Below are 16,975 nucleotides of genomic sequence, written 5' to 3'. Positions count from 1 at the left end.
TCATACCCGAGCCACGCACATCGGCAACAGCGGGAGCGCCGCACGGGCAGGTGCCGAAAACGGACGGGCGAGATTGGGAGAAAACGGCGTCGCTCGCTCGTTGTCCCGGGTAGCAGAGGAGAAAGGATCCCCCATGCCCGCTCTGTTCTTCGTGGCCTACGTGCTGGTCGAACTCGCCGCCTTCGTCTGGGCGGTGAACACGATCGGCGTGGTGTGGACCATCCTGCTGCTGTTGGCCGGAACGCTGGTCGGCATCGTGCTGGTCCGGTCGCAGTGGCGGACGGTTCGGGACGGATTCCAGCGCGTCTCGCGAGGTGAGCGCTCTGCCGGTGGCGCGGTCGCGGACGGTGCGCTCGTCGGGCTCGGAGCCGTGCTGATGTTCGTGCCCGGCCTGGTGACCTCGGTACTGGGCCTGTTGCTCCTGCTGCCGCCGACGCGAATGCTGCTGCGGCCACTCGTCGTCGTCGCGGCGACCAAGCGATTCGGACCGTTGACGGTCGTGGCGAGCGGTTACCGGCGCGGCGGTGGTGCGGAGGTGATCGACGGCGAGGTCGTCGACGGGACGTATACCGACCCGGTCACGCAGCGCCGCCTCGACCCGCCCGCGGCCGGTCCCGTGTAACGGGCAGACTATTCGACCGTGGGTACCCAACTGTTGCTCGGCGGTCGCATCTACAGCTCCAGCTCTCCGGACGCGACCGCGATGGCGGTCACCGACGGTCAGGTGGTCTGGGTGGGTGCCGATGAACCCGCCCGCGCATTGCACCCCGATGCGGAGATCGTGGCGCTCGACGGCGCGTTTGTCGCGCCGGCCTTCGTGGACGCGCACGTGCACACGACCGCCCTCGGCCTGAAACTGACCGGGCTCGACCTGTCCGGTGCGCGCTCCGGGGCGCAATGCCTCGAGCTGCTGCGTCGCTACGTCGCGGCCGAGCCGACCGGCGTCGTCTGGGGGCATGGCTGGGATGACAGCGGCTGGCCGGACAGCCCGCCCTCGGTCTCCGAAATCGACGCCGCGGCGCCCGGGCGGCTGGTGTATCTGGCGCGCATCGACGCGCACTCGGCGCTGTGCTCCTCGGCACTGCGTGCGGTCGCCGGGCTCGCGCCGATCGCCGGTTCGGATCCGCTGCGTGCCGACGCACATCATGAGGTACGACGCGCCGCACTCGCCGCGCTCGACAGCGCTCAGCGTGAACGCGCCCGCCGGGCCGCGCTGGACGAGGCCGCGCGCCGCGGGATCGTCGCGATCCACGAATGCGCCGGACCGGTCATCAGTGGCGCCGACGATCTGCGTGAACTCCTCGCGTTCGAGCATGGCGTGCAGGTGCGCGCGAATTGGGGCGAGCGGGCCGAATCCGCCGACGAGGTGCGCGCATTGCTCGATCGGACCGGCGCGCATGCGCTGGCGGGTGATCTGTTCGTCGACGGTTCGATCGGGTCGCACACGGCGTGGCTCCACCAGCCCTATGCCGACGACGCCGCGCACGGCTGCGGCAACAGCTATCTCGACGCCGACGCGATGACCGCGCATATCCGGGCGTGCACTCAGGCACGGGTGCAGGCGGGATTCCATGTCATCGGCGATGCCGCCATGTCGGCCGCGGTCCAGGCGTTCGGACGGGTGGTGGCCGAAGTCGGCGGTCCCGCCATCGCGTCGTGCGGACACCGGCTCGAGCATGCCGAAATGATCACCACCGAACAGGCCGCCAAACTCGGGGCCTGGGGCGTCATCGCGAGCGTGCAACCGGGCTTCGATGCGGCGTGGGGTGGTCCGGATGGGATGTACGCGGCCCGCCTCGGCGCCGAGCGCGCCGCGCAGCTGAATCCATTCGCCGCGATGGCCTCGGCCGGCGTATCGCTCGCGTTCGGCTCGGATGCCCCCGTCACCGAGCTGCGGCCGTGGGCTGCGGTGAGCGCAGCGGCGAACCATCGCACGCCGGGGAGCGGCATCTCGGCGCGAGCCGCGTTCGCCGCCGCCACCAGGGGCGCGTGGCGCGCGGGCGGTGTGCGTGACGGCGTCGCAGGCACCCTCGTCCCCGGCGCGCCCGCCTCGTACGCGATCTGGGACGTCGACGAGCTGGTCATTGCTGCCCCCGCCGATTCGGTGCAGCGCTGGTCGACCGATCCGCGCTCCCGGGTGCCCGCGCTGCCGCGACTCGCGACGGGTGAACCCGAACCACGGTGTCTGCGCACCGTGCACCTCGGAGAAACCATCCATGCGGCCTGAGACGCACCAGGGACGAGTTTCGTGACGCGATTTCGGCCCACCATGCCGCGGCGCGCGGTGCTGGTGAACCTCGCGTTGGCGGTCGGTGGGGGACTCCTGCTGTTCGCCGGATTTCCGCCGCGTCCACTCTGGTTTTTCGCCCCGGTCGGCATCGCGGCGCTGACGATCGCGCTGCGTTCGGGAGGGTCGCTGCGCGGCGGGTTCGGCTACGGGATGTGTGCCGGACTGGCGTTCTTCGTGCCACTGCTGCCGTGGGTCGGCGAGTACGTCGGGCCGGTGCCATGGCTCGCGCTCGCGACCGCGTGCGCCGGCTACGTCGGACTCTTCGGTGTCGGTGCGCGGGTGGTGGCAGGCCTGCCCGGCGCACCGGTCTGGATCGCGGCGGTCTGGTCGCTCACCGAGTGGGCACGATCGAACTTCCCGTTCGGTGGTTTTCCTTGGGGCCGACTGTCCTTCGGACAGGCAGACGGCGTGCTGCTGCCGATCGCCTCGCTCGGCGGCGCGCCCTTGCTCAGCTTTGCGGTCGCCCTCACCGGAACGGGGCTGGCCGCGCTGGCTGTGGCCCTGCTGCAGCGCCGGACACGTGCCCTCGTCGGCGCGCTCGTCGCCTGCTTGGTGTTCCCGCTCCTCGGCGCCGCCCTGCTACCGAGCCTGCCGGACATGAACTCGAGCGACCGGTTCGTCACCGTCGCCGCGATTCAGGGCAGCGTGCCCAGGCTCGGCCTCGATTTCAACGCCCAGCGCCGCGCGGTCCTGGACAACCACGTCCGCGAAACCCAGCGGCTCGCCGACGACGTCCGGGCCGGGCGGGTGCCGCGACCCGACATCGTGGTGTGGCCGGAGAACTCCTCGGACATCGATCCGCTGCGTAACCCTGACGCGGACGAGGAAATCACCGCCGTCTCCGAAGCGGTTGGTGCGCCGATCCTGGTCGGTGCCGTCCTGGTCAACGCGGACCGGACCACCACCAACTCGATGATCGTCTGGAACGGCGCTGACGGCCCGGCGGACCGGCACGACAAGCGGATCATTCAGCCCTTCGGTGAGTACCTGCCCTGGCGTGGGTTCTTCCGGCACTTCTCGTCCTATGCCGATCGAGCCGGGCATTTCGTGGCCGGCGACGGCAATGGCCTCGTCCACATCGGCGGCGTTCCCGTCGGCGTGGCGACCTGCTACGAGGTGGCGTTCGACCGCGCGTTCCGCAGCTCGGTGCGCGCCGGGGCCGAACTTCTCGCCGTGCCGACGAACAACGCGACATTCGGCGACAGCGAGATGACGTACCAGCAGCTGGCGATGTCACGGGTGCGTGCCGTCGAGCACGGTCGGGCCGTGGTCGTCGCCGCGACGAGCGGTGTGAGCGCAATCATCGGACCCGACGGCTCGATCCAGCAGGAATCGGCCCTGTTCATCCCGCAGACCTTGGTGACGCAGGTTCCGCTGCGGACGGGTACTACGCTGGCAACTCGGCTCGGCTCGATCCCCGAGGTACTGATCTGCCTCGCGGCCGCCGCAGCCCTGGTAGTCGGCGGCACCCTCCGTCGATCGGGGCGCGGATCGGAACCAGCCGGCAATGCGGAACGACTGGGCAACGCCCACAGAGAGGATCTCGATGACATCGGGGAATAACAGCGAAATTAGCGCGTCGACATTGGTGATCATCCCGACGTACAACGAGCGCGAAAATCTCCCCAAGATCGTCGGTCGCCTCCAGGCGGCGCTGCCCGCCACACACATCCTGATCGTCGATGACGGGAGCCCGGACGGCACCGGCACCATCGCCGACGAATTGGCCGCGGCGGACGCGCAGGATCGGATCAACGTCATGCACCGCACCGAGAAGAACGGTCTCGGCGCGGCCTATATCGCCGGATTCCGGTGGGGTCTCGCGCGCGACTATGCGGTGCTCGTCGAGATGGACGCCGACGGCAGCCACGCGCCCGAACAGCTGCATCGGCTGCTGGACAAGGTGGCGACAGGCGCCGACCTGGCGGTCGGCTCGCGCTACGTGCCGGGCGGCACCGTGGTGAACTGGCCCAAACGGCGGGAGTGGCTCTCCCGCGGCGGCAATCTCTATTCGCGCCTGGCCCTCGGCGTCGGCGTGAAGGACATCACCGGCGGCTACCGCGCCTACCGGCGCGCGGCGCTCGAGGGACTCGACCTCGATGCCGTGGAGTCACACGGCTACTGCTTCCAAGTGGATCTGGCCTGGCGGCTGATCAAGGGCGGCGCGAGCGTGGTCGAGGTTCCCATCACGTTCACCGAGCGCGAGATCGGCGAATCGAAGATGAGTGGCGACATCGTCCGGGAAGCGTTGCTGAAGGTGACCGCCTGGGGGATGCGCAATCGCCTGGACAAACTCCGCGGTAAGGCCTAGCCACGACGGGCCACGAGGGACGAGAACGGGGTCGATTGCTCGATGCAATCGACCCCGTTCGGGTCTCGGCGCTTGTGCCGGTCAGACGCCGCGCTTGCGGGCCTTCACCAGATCCATGCGTTCCTGCAGCAGCTCCTCGAGCTCCTCGACGGAACGGCGCTCGAGCAGCATGTCCCAGTGGGTGCGGGGCGGCTTGACCTTCTTGGCCTCCGGCGCGGCGCCCTCGATCAGGGTGCCTTCCATACCGTTGCGGCACAGCCAGGTACCGGGAATCTCCGCCTCGTCGGCAAAGGGAACGTCGAACACCTCACCGTTGTCGGTGCGGTAGCGCGCGACCCGCCGAGGTGCCAGATCATGGTCACGATCGGTCTCGTAGCTCACCGCCCCAAGCCGACTACCTCGGAGTACGCGATCTGCCATGTGCGGTCATCTCCTTCTCAGCTGCGATACGTGCGGTTGGGGATCACCGCGGTCGCGGCATTCACCCACCGCCGCGGACGCGGCATTCACCCACCGCCGCGGACGCGGCTCTGTCTCGTTGCACATACAACGCGCCGGGGGACGGTTTCGTTCCCCGGCGCGGACTCGATCGCATCGATTCTACCGGCGTGTCCGGGATGGACACACGTCGCGCCGTACTAACCTCTGCCGACATGCCTACCACGCAACGATCCTGTCTGTGGTGTGGGCGCAATGTGGCCGATCCCGAGCTGGGTCGTCGCAGGCAGTATTGCCGCCAGTCGTGCCGGCAGCGCGCCTACGAGCACCGCAACGCCCACCGCGCGGCCGGCCTGCCCGCCGACGTCATCATGCTGAGTACCCGCGAGATGTCCGACTGGTCGGACCGGATGTTCGCGGCGCGGTGCGCCGCCGAGGACGTGGCGACGGCGATCCGCGAAGATGCCGACCGCGGGGATCTGGCCGGTCTTGCCGAGGCGTTGGTCGGTCTCATGAAAGAGGCCGAGCGGCTGCGCTGAACGCGGGATAGCGGCACCGGTGCGCCGGGCACAGCTTGCTACGCTCTTGCTCTCATCCAAGATGATGAGAGTAAAAGCATGTCATCGTTTCTGGGAGGGCTGTTCATGGCTGCCATCGCCGAGCCGTCGGTCGAGTCGTTCGACAACGCGCCGTTCGACGATCGCGACACGTTCGATTTTGCACCGCACGCCGATGGCGTTGCGGTCATGATCGGCGGGGTCGCGAATGTCATCATGCAGCTGAGTCAGGCGCCGATCGGCTACGGGGTCGCAGAGAGCACGGTGGACAGCGGCAAGGCCATGCTGCATCCACTCAAGCGGTTGCGCACTACCGTCAGTTATCTCTCGGTCGCGCATCTCGGGACGCCCGCGGAACGCGCGTCCTATCGTGCAGCGATCAACAGCGTCCATCGTCAGGTCCGTTCCGGACCGGACAGCCCGGTGCGGTACAACGCCTTCGATCCCGAGCTGCAGCGCTGGGTGGCCGCGTGTCTGTATTTCGGGACGGTCGATCTGATCGAGCGGATGCACGGTCCGATGGATGACGAGCTTGCCGACTCGATGTACCGCCATTCGGCGTGTCTCGGCGCGACGTTGCAAATGCCGCCGGAGATGTGGCCCGCCGATCGTGCCGCGTTCGCGCAGTACTGGCGCGAAGGCCTCGCCACTGCCCGGATCGATCCGACGATCCGCGCCTATCTGATGGATCTGGTCCGGCTCCGGAATCTGCCCAAGCCGCTGCAATGGGCCTTCGCCGATATCCACCAGTTCGTCGTCGCCGGCCTCTTGCCGCGCGAGCTGCGCCGGAAGATGGGCCTCGAGTGGAGCGCCGCGCACGAACGACGGCTCAGCATGATGCTGTTGCTGGCCGGGGTGGTCTGCCGCCGGCTCCCTCGGCGGCTACGGCAGTTCCCGTTGAATTACTACCTCTGGGACGTGAAACGCCGGATCCGCAAGCGTCGCCCCTTGGTCTGAACCCCGCACGAACAAGAACAGCGGGCCGGGCATGGTGTTTGTGCACCATGCCCGGCCCGCTGTCGTGGTCGGTCAGGACGACAGATCGACTCTGGCGATCTGTACGCCGCGTGCGGCGAGCCAGGGGAGTGGGTCGACCTTGATGTTGCCGGGCAGCCACACCTCGTAGTGCAGGTGCGGGCCGGTCGATTGACCTCGATTGCCGACCGTGGCGATGATGTCGCCGGCGCGGACGTGCTGGCCGACTCCAGCGAGGATCTCGTCGACGTGTCCGTAGACGCCGACCGTGCCGTCGTCCTGCTGCACCCGCACCCAGAGTCCGAATCCGGAGGCGGGCCCTGCCTCCATGATCACGCCATCGGTGACCGACCCGATCGGGGTGCCGAGAGGTTCGGCGAAGTCGATGCCGGCGTGCATCGCACCCCAGCGCATGCCGAACGTGGAGCTGAGCAGGCCGGGAACCGGGGCCAACGACTTGGGCCGGTGCGCCTCGATCTCGGCGGCCTTGACGGCCTCGAACTGTGCGCGCTGGTCCGCGACGAGTTTGACATCGACCGCCTGAGCCTGCTGCGCGATGGCCGGCGTGGCGGCCTCCATCGGGTGCGATGAACCCAATAGTGCGACCTGGTCGCCGGACCCGGCGGCGACGGCGACGGCCGGCATCGCGGCCGTGACGGCGACCGCCGCTCCGACCACGCGAACAGCCCGCGCCGTGACACGGCGGCGCGACCGAATATCGGAACAGCCTCGATCAAATAACGAATGGATTACGAACACCCGAAAGAATGTACAAGTTGAAAGCTTGATTGAGTAATTATGTAGCGGCCGTCACGGGACGAAATCCATGCCACGACGTCTCGGGCAGTAATACCCGAGAACTGGACGACAGCGGCTCTTACCAGGTCAAACAATCGACTGTTTCGACGCAGATATAAAGTAATCGGCCGTGAAACAGTGCAATACTCGCGTAAGTGGAGGCTTACGCGAAGCGGGCAATCGAGGCCCTCGCGGACGAGACGCGGCAGGCGATTTTCGAGGCCCTGGCCGCCCGTCCACGGTCGGTAACCGAACTCGCCGAAACTCTACCGGTGACCCGACCGGCGGTCTCGCAGCATCTCCGCATTCTCGAGCGCGCCCGACTCGTTATCGCCCGAGCCGAGGGCAGGCGCAGGCTGTACTCGCTCGACCCGCACGGCATCGCCGCCGCGCGCGACTACCTGGACGGCTTCTGGCCGATCGCGCTCGCCGCGTACACCCGCACAGTTGCCGCCGAAACCCGGCGCCCGGCCACCCCAGTGCGCGGGACGAACCGAAACCCTGTGCGCCGGCCTCCGCCTACCCCTTGATCGCGTCGAACACCTTCGGATCGACCAGCGTCGAGGTGTCGCCGAGTTCCCGGCCCTCCGCGATGTCGCGCAGCAGCCGACGCATGATCTTGCCCGAGCGGGTCTTCGGCAGTTCGGGCACCACCTTCACCTCGCGCGGGCGTGCGATCGGCGAAATCTCGCGGGCCACCGCGGCCTTCAGTTCGGCGACGACATCCTCGCCCCCGGTGCGGCCGGACTTGAGGATGACGAACGCGACGATGCCTTGCCCGGTCGTCGGATCCGAGGCACCGACGACCGCTGCCTCCGCGACCGCGGAATGGCCGACGAGCGCGGATTCGACTTCGGCCGTGGAGATTCGGTGGCCCGAGATGTTCATCACGTCGTCCACGCGGCCGAGCACCCAGAGATCGCCGTCGGCGTCGTAGCGCGCGCCGTCGCCCGCGAAGTACCAGCCGTGATCCGCATACCGCGACCAATAGGTGTCGCGGTACCGCTCCATATCGCCCCAGATTCCACGCAGCATCGACGGCCAAGGCTTGTCCAGCACAAGGAATCCGGCGTCACCGGCGCCGAGGGGTTTACCGTCATCGTCGACGACGCTCGCGGAGATCCCCGGCAACGCGGTCATGGCGGCACCGGGTTTGGTCGCCGTCACCCCGGGCAGGGGGGAGATCATGATCGCCCCGGTTTCGGTCTGCCACCACGTGTCCACGATGGGCGTCTCGCCGTGCCCGATAACCTCGCGGAACCAGCGCCACGCCTCGGGATTGATCGGCTCACCGACGCTGCCGAGCAACCGGATCGAGGAAAGGTCATGGGCGTCGGGGATCTCGCGGCCCCACTTCATGAACGTCCGAACCAGTGTCGGTGCCGTGTAATAGATGGTGACGCCGTACTTTTCGATGATCTCGAAGTGCCGGTGCTCGTCCGGCGAGTTCGGCGTGCCCTCGTAAACGACCTGCGTCGCCCCGTTCGCCAACGGCCCGTACACGATATAGCTGTGCCCGGTGACCCAGCCGATATCGGCGGTGCACCAGTACACGTCCGATTCGGGCTTGTGGTCGAACACGTAGTGGTGGGTGTAGGCAGTCTGGGTCAGGTAGCCACCGCTGGTGTGCACGATGCCCTTCGGCTTACCGGTGGTGCCGGACGTGTAGAGGATGAAGAGCGGATGCTCGGAGTCGAAGGCCTCCGGCGTGTGCTCGGGCGATGCGGCCGCGACGGTCTCGTGCCACCACAGGTCGCGACCCTCGGTCCAGTACACCGGGTTTCCGGCGCGCCGCACCACCAGCACGTGCTCAACCGATTCGGCCCCCTCGACCGCCTCGTCGACGGCGGGCTTGAGTGGCGCGGCCTGCCCGCGCCGCCACTGCCCGTCGGTGGTCACCACGAGTTTCGCTTGGGCGTCGTCGATCCGGGCGCGCAGGGCGGCGGCGGAGAAGCCGGCGAAGACCACCGAATGCATCAGCCCGAGCCGCGCGCAGGCGAGCATCGAGACGATCGCTTCCGGCACCATCGGCATGTAGATCGCGACTCGATCGCCTGCACGCAGACCGAGTTCGGTGAAATAGTTCGCCGCGCGGGAGACCTCGTCGAGCAGCTCGGCGTAGGTGATCGCGCGTGAATCACCCGGTTCGCCCTCCCAATGGATCGCAACCCGGTCGCCGTGCCCGGCCTGCACATGCCGGTCCACACAGTTCACCGCGACATTGAGCTTGCCGCCGACGAACCATCGTGCCACGAAATCTGATGCGGCATCAGCACTGTCGGTTTTGCGGCCCGGCCAGTCGAGGACCTGCTCATAGGGCGTCGCCCACTGCAGCCGGTCGGCCTGCTCGGCCCAGAATGCGAGCCGCGCAGATTCGGCCCGGTCGTAGATCGACGCATCCGTGTTCGCCGTCGCGACGAACTGCGCACTCGGCGCGTATACCCCGGAATTCGCTACTGCCTCGGTCGTATTGGTCACCGTCATGAATTGTCCTTCGCGGTTGGGCGGTGTCGATTGGGCTGAAAACGAGTGCGCCGGTCGTTCGTGGATACGGGGGCTTTCCGGCTTGTATCCACGGCGCGACCGGCGCCACGACTACCCGTTCGGGCAGATTTGTGCGGTCCGGTCAGTGCACGACGGCCTTTTCGGCGCCGACACCGGTGATCGAGCGGACCTCCATCTCGGCGTTCTTGGCCTCGTTGCCGCGATCCTTGCTTGTCAGCGTTCCGACGATGCCGAGCGCGAAGGCCAGCGGGATCGACACGATGCCGGGGTTCGACAGCGGGAACCAGGAGAAGTCCGATCCCGGGATCATCGAGGTCTTCATGCCCGACACGGCGGGGGAGAAGACGATCAGCACGATCGTGGTGATCAGACCGCCGTACATGCTCCACAGCGCGCCGCGGGTGTTGAAGCGCTTCCAGAACAGCGAGTAGAGGATCGTCGGCAGGTTCGCCGCCGCCGCGACCGCGAAGGCCAGCGCCACCAGGAACGCGATGTTCTGCCCGTTCGCGAGGATGCCGAGGCCGATCGCGAGCACACCGATCACCACGGCGGTGATCCGCGAGACGCGCACCTGCTCGAACTCGTCGGCGTTGCCGCGCTTGATCACGCTGGCGTAGACGTCGTGCGCGAATGACGCGGAGGCGGTGATCGTCAGGCCGGCGACGACCGCGAGGATCGTGGCGAACGCCACCGCCGAGATGATGCCGAGCAGGATTACGCCGCCGAGTTCGAACGCCAGCAGGGGCGCCGCCGAGTTCTGGCCACCGGCCGACGCGAGGATCCGGTCCGGACCGACGATTGCCGCCGCTCCGTAACCGAGCACCAGGGTGAACAGGTAGAACGCACCGATCAGGCCGATCGCCCACACCACCGAGCGGCGGGCTTCCTTGGCAGTGGGCACGGTGTAGAACCGCATCAGCACGTGTGGCAGGCCGGCGGTGCCGAGGACGAGAGCGATACCGAGGGAGACGAAGTTGATCTGCGAGGTCGCGCTGCCACCGTACTGGGCGCCCGGCGCGAGCACGTCGCGCGCTGCGACCGTTTCGCTCGAGGATTCGGAGACCGTTTCCTGCGCCGAGCCGAGGAGGTCGGAGAAGTTGAAGCCGAACTTCGCCAGCACCAGCACCGTCATGAACGCGGCGCCGCTGATGAGCAGCACGGCCTTGATGATCTGCACCCAGGTGGTGCCTTTCATGCCGCCGATCAGGACGTAGAGAATCATCAGCGCGCCGACGATGGCGATGACGATCGACTGTCCGGTGCGGCCTTCGATGTTGAGCAGCAGGGCGACCAGGCCGCCCGCACCCGCCATCTGAGCGAGCAGGTAGAACAGCGACACCGTGAGCGTCGACAACGCTGCCGCCATCCGGACCGGCCGCTGCTTCAACCGGAAGGACAGCACGTCGGCCATGGTGAATTTGCCGGTGTTGCGCAGCAATTCGGCCACGAGCAGCAGCGCGACCAGCCACGCGACGAGGAAGCCGACCGAGTAGAGGAACCCGTCGTAGCCGTAGACCGCGATTGCCCCGGCGATGCCGAGGAAGCTCGCCGCCGACAGGTAGTCGCCGGCGATCGCGATGCCGTTCTGCGGCCCGGAGAATCCACGGCCGCCGGTGAAGAAATCCGCGGCGGTCTTGTTGTTGCGGCTGGCCCGAATGACGACGACCAGGGTGATCGCGACGAAAAGGCCGAAGATGGCGATGTTGGCGACGGGGCTGCCGACCGTCTCGGCGGCGAGTATCGACGTGTTCACTTCAGATCTCCCTCGATCTCGTCGCGAATCGCCGCGGAGCGCGGGTCGAGTTCACGGTTGGCGAAGCGCACGTACAGGCCGGTGATGACGAACGTCGAGACGAACTGCAGCAAGCCGAGAATCAGACCGAGATTGATGTTGCCGATCACCTCGGTGGCCATGAAGTCGTGCGCGTAGGCACCGAGCAACACGTACGTGAGGTACCAGATCAGGAAGAAGGCCGTCATCGGGAAGATGAAGCGGCGCAACCGGTTCCGTAGATCTTGAAACTCCGGACTTGCCTGCATGTCGAGGAATACCTGCGCATCGGGTGTGCGGTCGGGTACCGCGTCCCTGTCGAGGTCGGTGCCGGGCATAAATGCTCCTAGGGCGGCGAAGGGCTTGTCTGCTCGACACTAGGGAGACCCAGGTCACAGCGGAACGCTGTGGCGCGGGCCACGCGCCGAAGCACCGCATCGTGCGCCGAACGGTCGATTCGGCACGACGAGCGGTGGGTGCTCAGTCCGCGGATCAATCCACTTCGTCGCGACGTTCGTTGCTCAGGTCGGTCATCCGATCGACCCCCATCCCGGTGCGCTCGGGTGCATGCAGGCGGGTGAGGATTCGCGCGACATCGGCCGGAACCCGGGACTTGGTCAACCGGCTGACCACGATCATCGTCACGAAGGCGAGCGGCACGCTCACTGCTGCCGGATAGCCGAGGATCGCTGCCGGCCAGCCGGTGATGCGGCCGCGGTCCAGGCCGCCGAGGACGGCGATCGTGGCCGCGCCGGTGGCGCTCACCCCACCGGCCAGCAGGCCCGCCGCGGCACCGATGGCGGTGAGTCCGCGCCACCAGATGCCGAGGACGAGCAGCGGGCACAGTGTCGAGGCGGCGACGGCGAAGACCAATCCGACCGTGCGCGACAGATCCGCCTGCGCCGAGGCCAGCGACAGCAGCAACGGCACCACGCCGGCGAGCACCGCGGCGAACCGGAAATCACGGACCCGTCCGTGCAGCACATCGGTCGAGACGACGCCGGCGATGCTCACGACGAGTCCCGACGAGGTCGACAGGAACGCGGCAATGGCGCCGGCCGCGACCAGCGCGGCGATGAGCTGTCCCGCCCAGCCGCTCAGCACCGAGCCGGGTAACAGCAGCACGGCCGCGTCCGAGGTGCCGGTGATGAGCAGCTCGGGGACGTAGAGCCGCGCGAAGGCCCCGAGCACGATGGGAAACAGATAAAACACGCCGAGGAGCCCGATCACCGCGAGCGAGGTCGCGCGCGCCGTCCGTCCGTCGGGGTTCGTGTAGAACCGGACGAGGACATGCGGAAGACCCATCGTGCCGAGGAACGTTGCGATGATCAACGAATAGACCTGATACAGCGAATGATCACCGCCGAAGCCGCCGCCGGGTGTCAACCAGGCCTGCCCGTCGGCGGGTGCGCCGGACACCACGGGCACCGCCGCGCCGGCTTCGAGCACGAGTTGGCTGCCGCTGCCGAGTTCGTGATCGCCCGGCGCGAGTATGACCGGACCGGCGACCTCGCGCCCGTCGACCGTTCCGGTGACCGTGGCCCGTTCCAGTTCGGGAACCTGCACGATCACGTCGGTGGTGATGTCGATGGTGGTGCGTTCGTCGACCGTCGGTGGCGCGGGGCTGCCGAGCGCTCCACCGGACCCGGCGAAATGCGCGCAGAGCACCAGTGCGGGCACGGCGACGGCGGTCAGTTTGAGCCAGTACTGAAACGCCTGCACGAAGGTGATCGATCGCATGCCGCCGCCGGCCACATTGCCGACGACGATCGCGCATACCACCACCGCGCCCACCCAACTCGGCACACCGAGCAGTATCTGCAGAGTCAGCCCCGCGCCCTGAAATTGCGGGACGAGATACAGCGTGCAGATCACCGCGACGACGATCATCGCGAGGGTGCGCAGCCACGGCGCGCCGAGCCGGAACTCCGCGAAATCCGGCACGGTGTAGGCCCCGGAGCGGCGCAGCGGCGCGGCGACGAACAGCAGCAGTCCGACGTAGCCGACAGTGAATCCGACGGGGTACCAGAGCGCGTCCGCGCCGTACTTCGCGATCAAGCCCGCGACGCCGAGAAATGAAGCGGCCGAGAGGTACTCGCCCGAGATCGCGGCGGCGTTCCAGCGCGGTCCCACGCTGCGTGAGGCCACCAGAAAGTCGGAGGTCGTCCTGGCCAGCCGGACGCCGTACACGCCGATCGCGACGGTCGAGAGCGCGGCGAAGGCGAGGCCGACGACCGTCATGGCGGTGAATTCGGTGTGCACTCCTGCCCCCGTCAATCCTCGAGCACGTCGGTGAACTCCTGCTCGTTGCGTTCGGCGAGCCGGACGTAGACCTTGCCGACGACGTAGAGCAGCGGGTAGACCAGCGCGCCGAGGAACAGCCACGGCAGTCGCACACCCCACACCGAGGCGGCACCGAAGGCGGGGAAGGTGAAGCAGAGCAACGGAATCGATCCGACGAGCAGGACGATGACAACGACCACGCGGATGGCGAGACCGAGTTGTGCGCGCATCAGTCCACGAATGAGTGCCTCGCCCACGGCCGTCTGTTCCTGAACCTCCACCCGTGTGCGCACCATCCGAGCGCCGCGGCGCTCGGAGAGCACGACCCGCCGGCGCGGCGGGCGTGCGCCGGGCGCGGTCATCGGCTGCCGCGCGGTCTCTGCCGGGGCGCGCGGACCAACCGATCCTTCAGTTCCCTGGTGTGCCGCCGGCTGACCGGAAGTTCGACCGCCGGCGAGGCACCGTTCGCGCGCAGGCATACCGCGACACCGGTGCCCACCGAACGGATCCCGATCACCAGCCCCATCGCCACCAGGTACGAACGATGCACCCGCAGGAACCCGGCGTCGCCCCACCGCTGCGCCAAGGTGGACAACGGGATCCGAACCAGATGCACACCGTCGGCGCTGTGCAACCGGGCGTAGTCGCCTTCGGCCTCCACCCAGCCGACGCTGGACCGCGCCACCATCGTCGTCACCCCGCCCAGTTCGACCGGGATCACCTCGTCCTGCTCGGGCGCCGGCGACCCCGGCTCTGTGGCGCTCGCACGGGCGGCGGCGACCCGACGCACGGACTCGGCGAGGCGCTCCTCCCGGATCGGCTTCAGCAGGTAGTCGACTGCGCCGAGATCGAAGGCATCCACGGCGCGGTCGTCATGCGCCGTCACGAACACGACCGCCGGACGCTGCGCGAACTCCGAGAGGATGCCGGCAAGTTCGAGGCCGTCGAGACCGGGCATGTTGATGTCGAGGAACACCGCGTCGATCGCGTGCGCGCGCAACAGCCGCAACGCCGTGGTCGCGTCGGCGGCGGTGTGTACGACCCCGACGTCGTTGTTGCGGCCGAGCAGGAAGGCGACTTCGTCCAGCGCGGGCCGCTCATCGTCCACGGCCAGGACGGTGAGCGACGGGGCGCGCGCGGGTTCGGTGGTGTGGCTCACAGCGGCTCAATAGTGCCACGGAGATGTGCGGCGATCCGGCGGCGCCACGGCCCTCATGCGCGAACCCCGGCGCGGAATTTCGGCACCCGCATGCTGACCTTCGTGCCGGCACCGGGGGCTGTTTCGACGACCAGCCCGTAGTCGTTGCCGAACGCCGCGCGCAGTCGGTCGTCGACATTGGCCAGGCCGACGTGCGCGGCTTCCGGGCCCTGTGCCGAACCGGGGGCGGCGGCCACGGAGTCCAGCGCGCCGGAGGTCAGCAGCTCGGGTTCCATGCCGATCCCGTCGTCCTCGACGCTGATCACGCATTCCGTGCCCTCGTCGGTCGCCAGCACGCCGACTGTCCCGCCGCCCGGCTTGCCTGCGATCCCGTGTCGCACGGCGTTCTCCACCAGCGGTTGCAACGCGAGAAATGGCAGCACCACGTTGAGCACCTCGGGAGCCACCTGCAGTCTCACCTGCAGCGCGTCGCCGAACCGGGCGCGTTCGAGGGTGAGGTAGCGATCGATGTTGCGCAGTTCGTCCGACAGCGTGGTGTATTCGCCTGCCGCGCGGAACGAGTACCGGGTGAAGTCGGCGAACTCGAGTACGAGCTCGCGCGCCCGGTCGGGATCGGTACGGACGAACGAGGCGATGGTGTTGAGCGCGTTGTAGATGAAGTGCGGACTGATCTGGGCCCGCAGCGCGAGCACCTCCGCCCGGTCGAGGCGCGCCTGCGACGCATCGAGTTCGGCGAGCTCTATCTGACCGGAGGCGTAGCGCGCCACGTCGGCGATGGCACCGAGTGTCCCCGGATCGGGTGCGCTGCCGGTCAGCACCCCGAGCACACCCACCACGCCCGCGCCTTCGGTGACCAGCGGCTGGACGACGAGCGAGCGCGCGGTGCGGTCCGGTCCGGCGGGCACCGTGACGAGGATCCGTCGGCCGGCGTCGGCGGCGCGTGCCGCGGTCACCGCGAACTCGTCGCCGAGTTCCGGATGCGGACCGGTCCAGGCCAGCACGGCACCGTTCGGGTCGGCGATCCCGACCGCCTCGCCGCCGGTCAGGGCGTGCAGGTGCGGTGCCGCGTCGCCGGCGGACTCGACGTTCAGACCGCGGCGAAGTGGTCGCGCCGCGAGAGCGGCGGTGTGCAGCGTGACGTGGACCGCGCGCTGCGCCGGCGTGGTGAACATCCGTCGCGTCCGCAACCACGCGAATACCGCAACCGCCAGTACCCCAGCGGCCGCGAGCACGAACACGATCGTCGTCGTCACGGTCCCGATCGTCGCCCATCCGCGCTCAGCTGTGTTCGGAAATCAATACGGCACGCGTGCCGGGCTCGAGCGCCTGAAAAATATGCGGCAGATCGCCCGGGTAGGCAACGTAGTCGCCCGGAGCCAGTTCGATCGGCGCCTCGATGAGCCCGGCCAGCGCACGGCCCGCGCTGAGCACGACATGCTCGACGACTCCGGGCATATGCGGTGCGGACTCGCGGCCCGGGCCCGGTTCGGCCGCGATCCGATAGACATCGCGGCGGGCGCCCGGCGGGCTGGCCGATACCAGCGTGGCCCGGTAGTCGGCCCGCTCGGAGGCGATCGCTGCGCCCTCGTCCGCGCGAATCACCTGCACGCGGGGACGCGGCGGATCCAGCAGTTGGGCGAACTGCACGCCCAACGCGACGCACAACGCCCACAGCGTCTCCACGCTGGGGTTTCCGGCGCCCGATTCGAGCTGTGACAGCGTCGATTTGGCGATTCCGGCGCGGCGGGCCAATTCGGTCAGAGACAGGCCTGCACGTTCACGTTCGCGTCGCAGCGAAGCTGCGATCACGTCGACGGGCGTCCTCTCGGTGGCGTCCGCACCCACGCGGCCTCCCTCGCTTGGATATCGGTTGACACGCTCCTGCGGC

At 68.2% G+C, this 16,975-nt stretch carries 17 protein-coding genes; 7 read left to right on the top strand and 10 right to left on the bottom strand.

The annotated features are described in order from the left end of the window. The first annotated feature begins 133 nt into the window (after positions 1–133). Genes OG921_RS21765 through OG921_RS21750 form a run of 4 tightly spaced genes read left to right on the top strand, consistent with a single transcriptional unit; the run spans position 134 to position 4,601 of the window. Entirely contained in the window at positions 134–622 is a 489-nt protein-coding gene (locus OG921_RS21765) for an FxsA family protein (RefSeq protein WP_266114624.1), read from the top strand. A gap of 18 nt (positions 623–640) precedes the next feature. Continuing rightward, the gene (locus tag OG921_RS21760; protein WP_266114623.1) at positions 641–2,227 is read left to right on the top strand and encodes an amidohydrolase; all 1,587 of its coding nucleotides are present in this window, start codon (positions 641–643) and stop codon (positions 2,225–2,227) included. A gap of 42 nt (positions 2,228–2,269) precedes the next feature. Beyond that, positions 2,270–3,853: an apolipoprotein N-acyltransferase gene (gene lnt / locus OG921_RS21755; protein WP_266114713.1), complete on the top strand. Its 1,584-nt coding sequence runs from the start codon at positions 2,270–2,272 to the stop codon at positions 3,851–3,853. After that, positions 3,837–4,601 carry a polyprenol monophosphomannose synthase gene (locus OG921_RS21750; RefSeq protein ID WP_266114622.1) on the top strand — a complete coding sequence of 255 codons (765 nt, stop codon included), beginning with the start codon at positions 3,837–3,839 and terminating at the stop codon, positions 4,599–4,601. The genes lnt and OG921_RS21750 overlap by 17 nt, the downstream gene beginning before the upstream one ends. An 81-nt stretch (positions 4,602–4,682) precedes the next feature. Here the strand turns inward: OG921_RS21750 and OG921_RS21745 are convergent, their stop codons facing one another. Then, complete coding sequence (locus OG921_RS21745) at positions 4,683–5,021, bottom strand: RNA polymerase-binding protein RbpA (protein ID WP_266114621.1); 339 nt, start codon at positions 5,019–5,021, stop codon at positions 4,683–4,685. A 233-nt stretch (positions 5,022–5,254) separates the two neighbouring features. On the opposite strand from OG921_RS21745, the gene OG921_RS21740 reads away from it, so the two are divergent. Together OG921_RS21740 and OG921_RS21735 are read left to right on the top strand one after the other, a co-directional pair. Beyond that, the gene (locus tag OG921_RS21740; RefSeq protein WP_266114620.1) at positions 5,255–5,578 is read left to right on the top strand and encodes a hypothetical protein; all 324 of its coding nucleotides are present in this window, start codon (positions 5,255–5,257) and stop codon (positions 5,576–5,578) included. A 78-nt stretch (positions 5,579–5,656) separates the two neighbouring features. Continuing rightward, positions 5,657–6,553 carry an oxygenase MpaB family protein gene (locus OG921_RS21735; protein ID WP_266114619.1) on the top strand — a complete coding sequence of 299 codons (897 nt, stop codon included), beginning with the start codon at positions 5,657–5,659 and terminating at the stop codon, positions 6,551–6,553. Between the two features lie 72 nt (positions 6,554–6,625). Here OG921_RS21735 and OG921_RS21730 read toward each other — a convergent pair whose 3' ends face one another. Further along, complete coding sequence (locus OG921_RS21730; RefSeq protein ID WP_266114618.1) at positions 6,626–7,249, bottom strand: M23 family metallopeptidase; 624 nt, start codon at positions 7,247–7,249, stop codon at positions 6,626–6,628. A gap of 275 nt (positions 7,250–7,524) precedes the next feature. Between OG921_RS21730 and OG921_RS21725 the strand changes: the two genes are divergently transcribed. Further along, positions 7,525–7,899: a helix-turn-helix transcriptional regulator gene (locus OG921_RS21725; RefSeq protein WP_266114617.1), complete on the top strand. Its 375-nt coding sequence runs from the start codon at positions 7,525–7,527 to the stop codon at positions 7,897–7,899. Here the strand turns inward: OG921_RS21725 and acs are convergent. The 8 genes from acs to OG921_RS21685 all read right to left on the bottom strand — a co-directional run bounded on the left by acs (position 7,889) and on the right by OG921_RS21685 (position 16,932). Beyond that, positions 7,889–9,853 carry an acetate--CoA ligase gene (gene acs, locus OG921_RS21720; RefSeq protein WP_266114616.1) on the bottom strand — a complete coding sequence of 655 codons (1,965 nt, stop codon included), beginning with the start codon at positions 9,851–9,853 and terminating at the stop codon, positions 7,889–7,891. The two genes, OG921_RS21725 and acs, sit on opposite strands and share 11 nt — an antisense overlap. 142 nt (positions 9,854–9,995) lie before the next feature. Next, entirely contained in the window at positions 9,996–11,627 is a 1,632-nt protein-coding gene (locus OG921_RS21715) for a cation acetate symporter (RefSeq protein WP_266114615.1), read from the bottom strand. Beyond that, positions 11,624–11,983 (bottom strand): DUF485 domain-containing protein, encoded by a 360-nt coding sequence (locus OG921_RS21710; RefSeq protein WP_266114614.1) that lies wholly within the window; start codon positions 11,981–11,983, stop codon positions 11,624–11,626. The genes OG921_RS21715 and OG921_RS21710 overlap by 4 nt, the downstream gene beginning before the upstream one ends. Positions 11,984–12,137: 154 nt before the next feature. Then, positions 12,138–13,886, bottom strand: coding sequence for a cation acetate symporter (locus OG921_RS21705; protein ID WP_266114712.1), 1,749 nt, complete (start codon positions 13,884–13,886; stop codon positions 12,138–12,140). A 32-nt stretch (positions 13,887–13,918) separates the two neighbouring features. Then, positions 13,919–14,290 carry a hypothetical protein gene (locus OG921_RS21700; protein ID WP_266114613.1) on the bottom strand — a complete coding sequence of 124 codons (372 nt, stop codon included), beginning with the start codon at positions 14,288–14,290 and terminating at the stop codon, positions 13,919–13,921. Continuing rightward, positions 14,287–15,087 carry a LytTR family DNA-binding domain-containing protein gene (locus OG921_RS21695; protein WP_266114612.1) on the bottom strand — a complete coding sequence of 267 codons (801 nt, stop codon included), beginning with the start codon at positions 15,085–15,087 and terminating at the stop codon, positions 14,287–14,289. Before OG921_RS21695 ends, OG921_RS21700 begins: the two co-directional genes overlap by 4 nt. A 53-nt stretch (positions 15,088–15,140) precedes the next feature. Further along, a complete protein-coding gene (locus OG921_RS21690; RefSeq protein ID WP_266114611.1) occupies positions 15,141–16,340 on the bottom strand; it encodes a sensor histidine kinase in 1,200 nt (399 codons plus the stop codon). A gap of 25 nt (positions 16,341–16,365) precedes the next feature. Next, positions 16,366–16,932, bottom strand: a complete 567-nt coding sequence (locus OG921_RS21685; protein ID WP_266114610.1) for a helix-turn-helix domain-containing protein — start codon at positions 16,930–16,932, stop codon at positions 16,366–16,368. Positions 16,933–16,975: the final 43 nt, after the last annotated feature.

The sequence above is a fragment of the Aldersonia sp. NBC_00410 genome, from assembly GCF_026342035.1.
Taxonomy (GTDB): Bacteria; Actinomycetota; Actinomycetes; order Mycobacteriales; family Mycobacteriaceae; genus Aldersonia.
Note: the sequence above shows the minus strand (reverse complement) of the source record. Positions and strands in the feature narration are given on the sequence as shown.

Bases quoted from the DNA above. Each gene is read 5' to 3' on its own strand.
- OG921_RS21705 (WP_266114712.1), bottom strand. From the start codon at position 13,886: ATGACGGTCGTCGGCCTCGCCTTCGCCGCGCTCTCGACCGTCGCGATC.
- OG921_RS21745 (WP_266114621.1), bottom strand. From the start codon at position 5,021: ATGGCAGATCGCGTACTCCGAGGTAGTCGGCTTGGGGCGGTGAGCTAC.
- lnt (WP_266114713.1), top strand. From the start codon at position 2,270: ATGCCGCGGCGCGCGGTGCTGGTGAACCTCGCGTTGGCGGTCGGTGGG.
- OG921_RS21735 (WP_266114619.1), top strand. From the start codon at position 5,657: ATGTCATCGTTTCTGGGAGGGCTGTTCATGGCTGCCATCGCCGAGCCG.
- OG921_RS21750 (WP_266114622.1), top strand. From the start codon at position 3,837: ATGACATCGGGGAATAACAGCGAAATTAGCGCGTCGACATTGGTGATC.
- OG921_RS21700 (WP_266114613.1), bottom strand. From the start codon at position 14,290: ATGACCGCGCCCGGCGCACGCCCGCCGCGCCGGCGGGTCGTGCTCTCC.
- acs (WP_266114616.1), bottom strand. From the start codon at position 9,853: ATGACGGTGACCAATACGACCGAGGCAGTAGCGAATTCCGGGGTATAC.
- OG921_RS21740 (WP_266114620.1), top strand. From the start codon at position 5,255: ATGCCTACCACGCAACGATCCTGTCTGTGGTGTGGGCGCAATGTGGCC.
- OG921_RS21765 (WP_266114624.1), top strand. From the start codon at position 134: ATGCCCGCTCTGTTCTTCGTGGCCTACGTGCTGGTCGAACTCGCCGCC.
- OG921_RS21710 (WP_266114614.1), bottom strand. From the start codon at position 11,983: ATGCCCGGCACCGACCTCGACAGGGACGCGGTACCCGACCGCACACCC.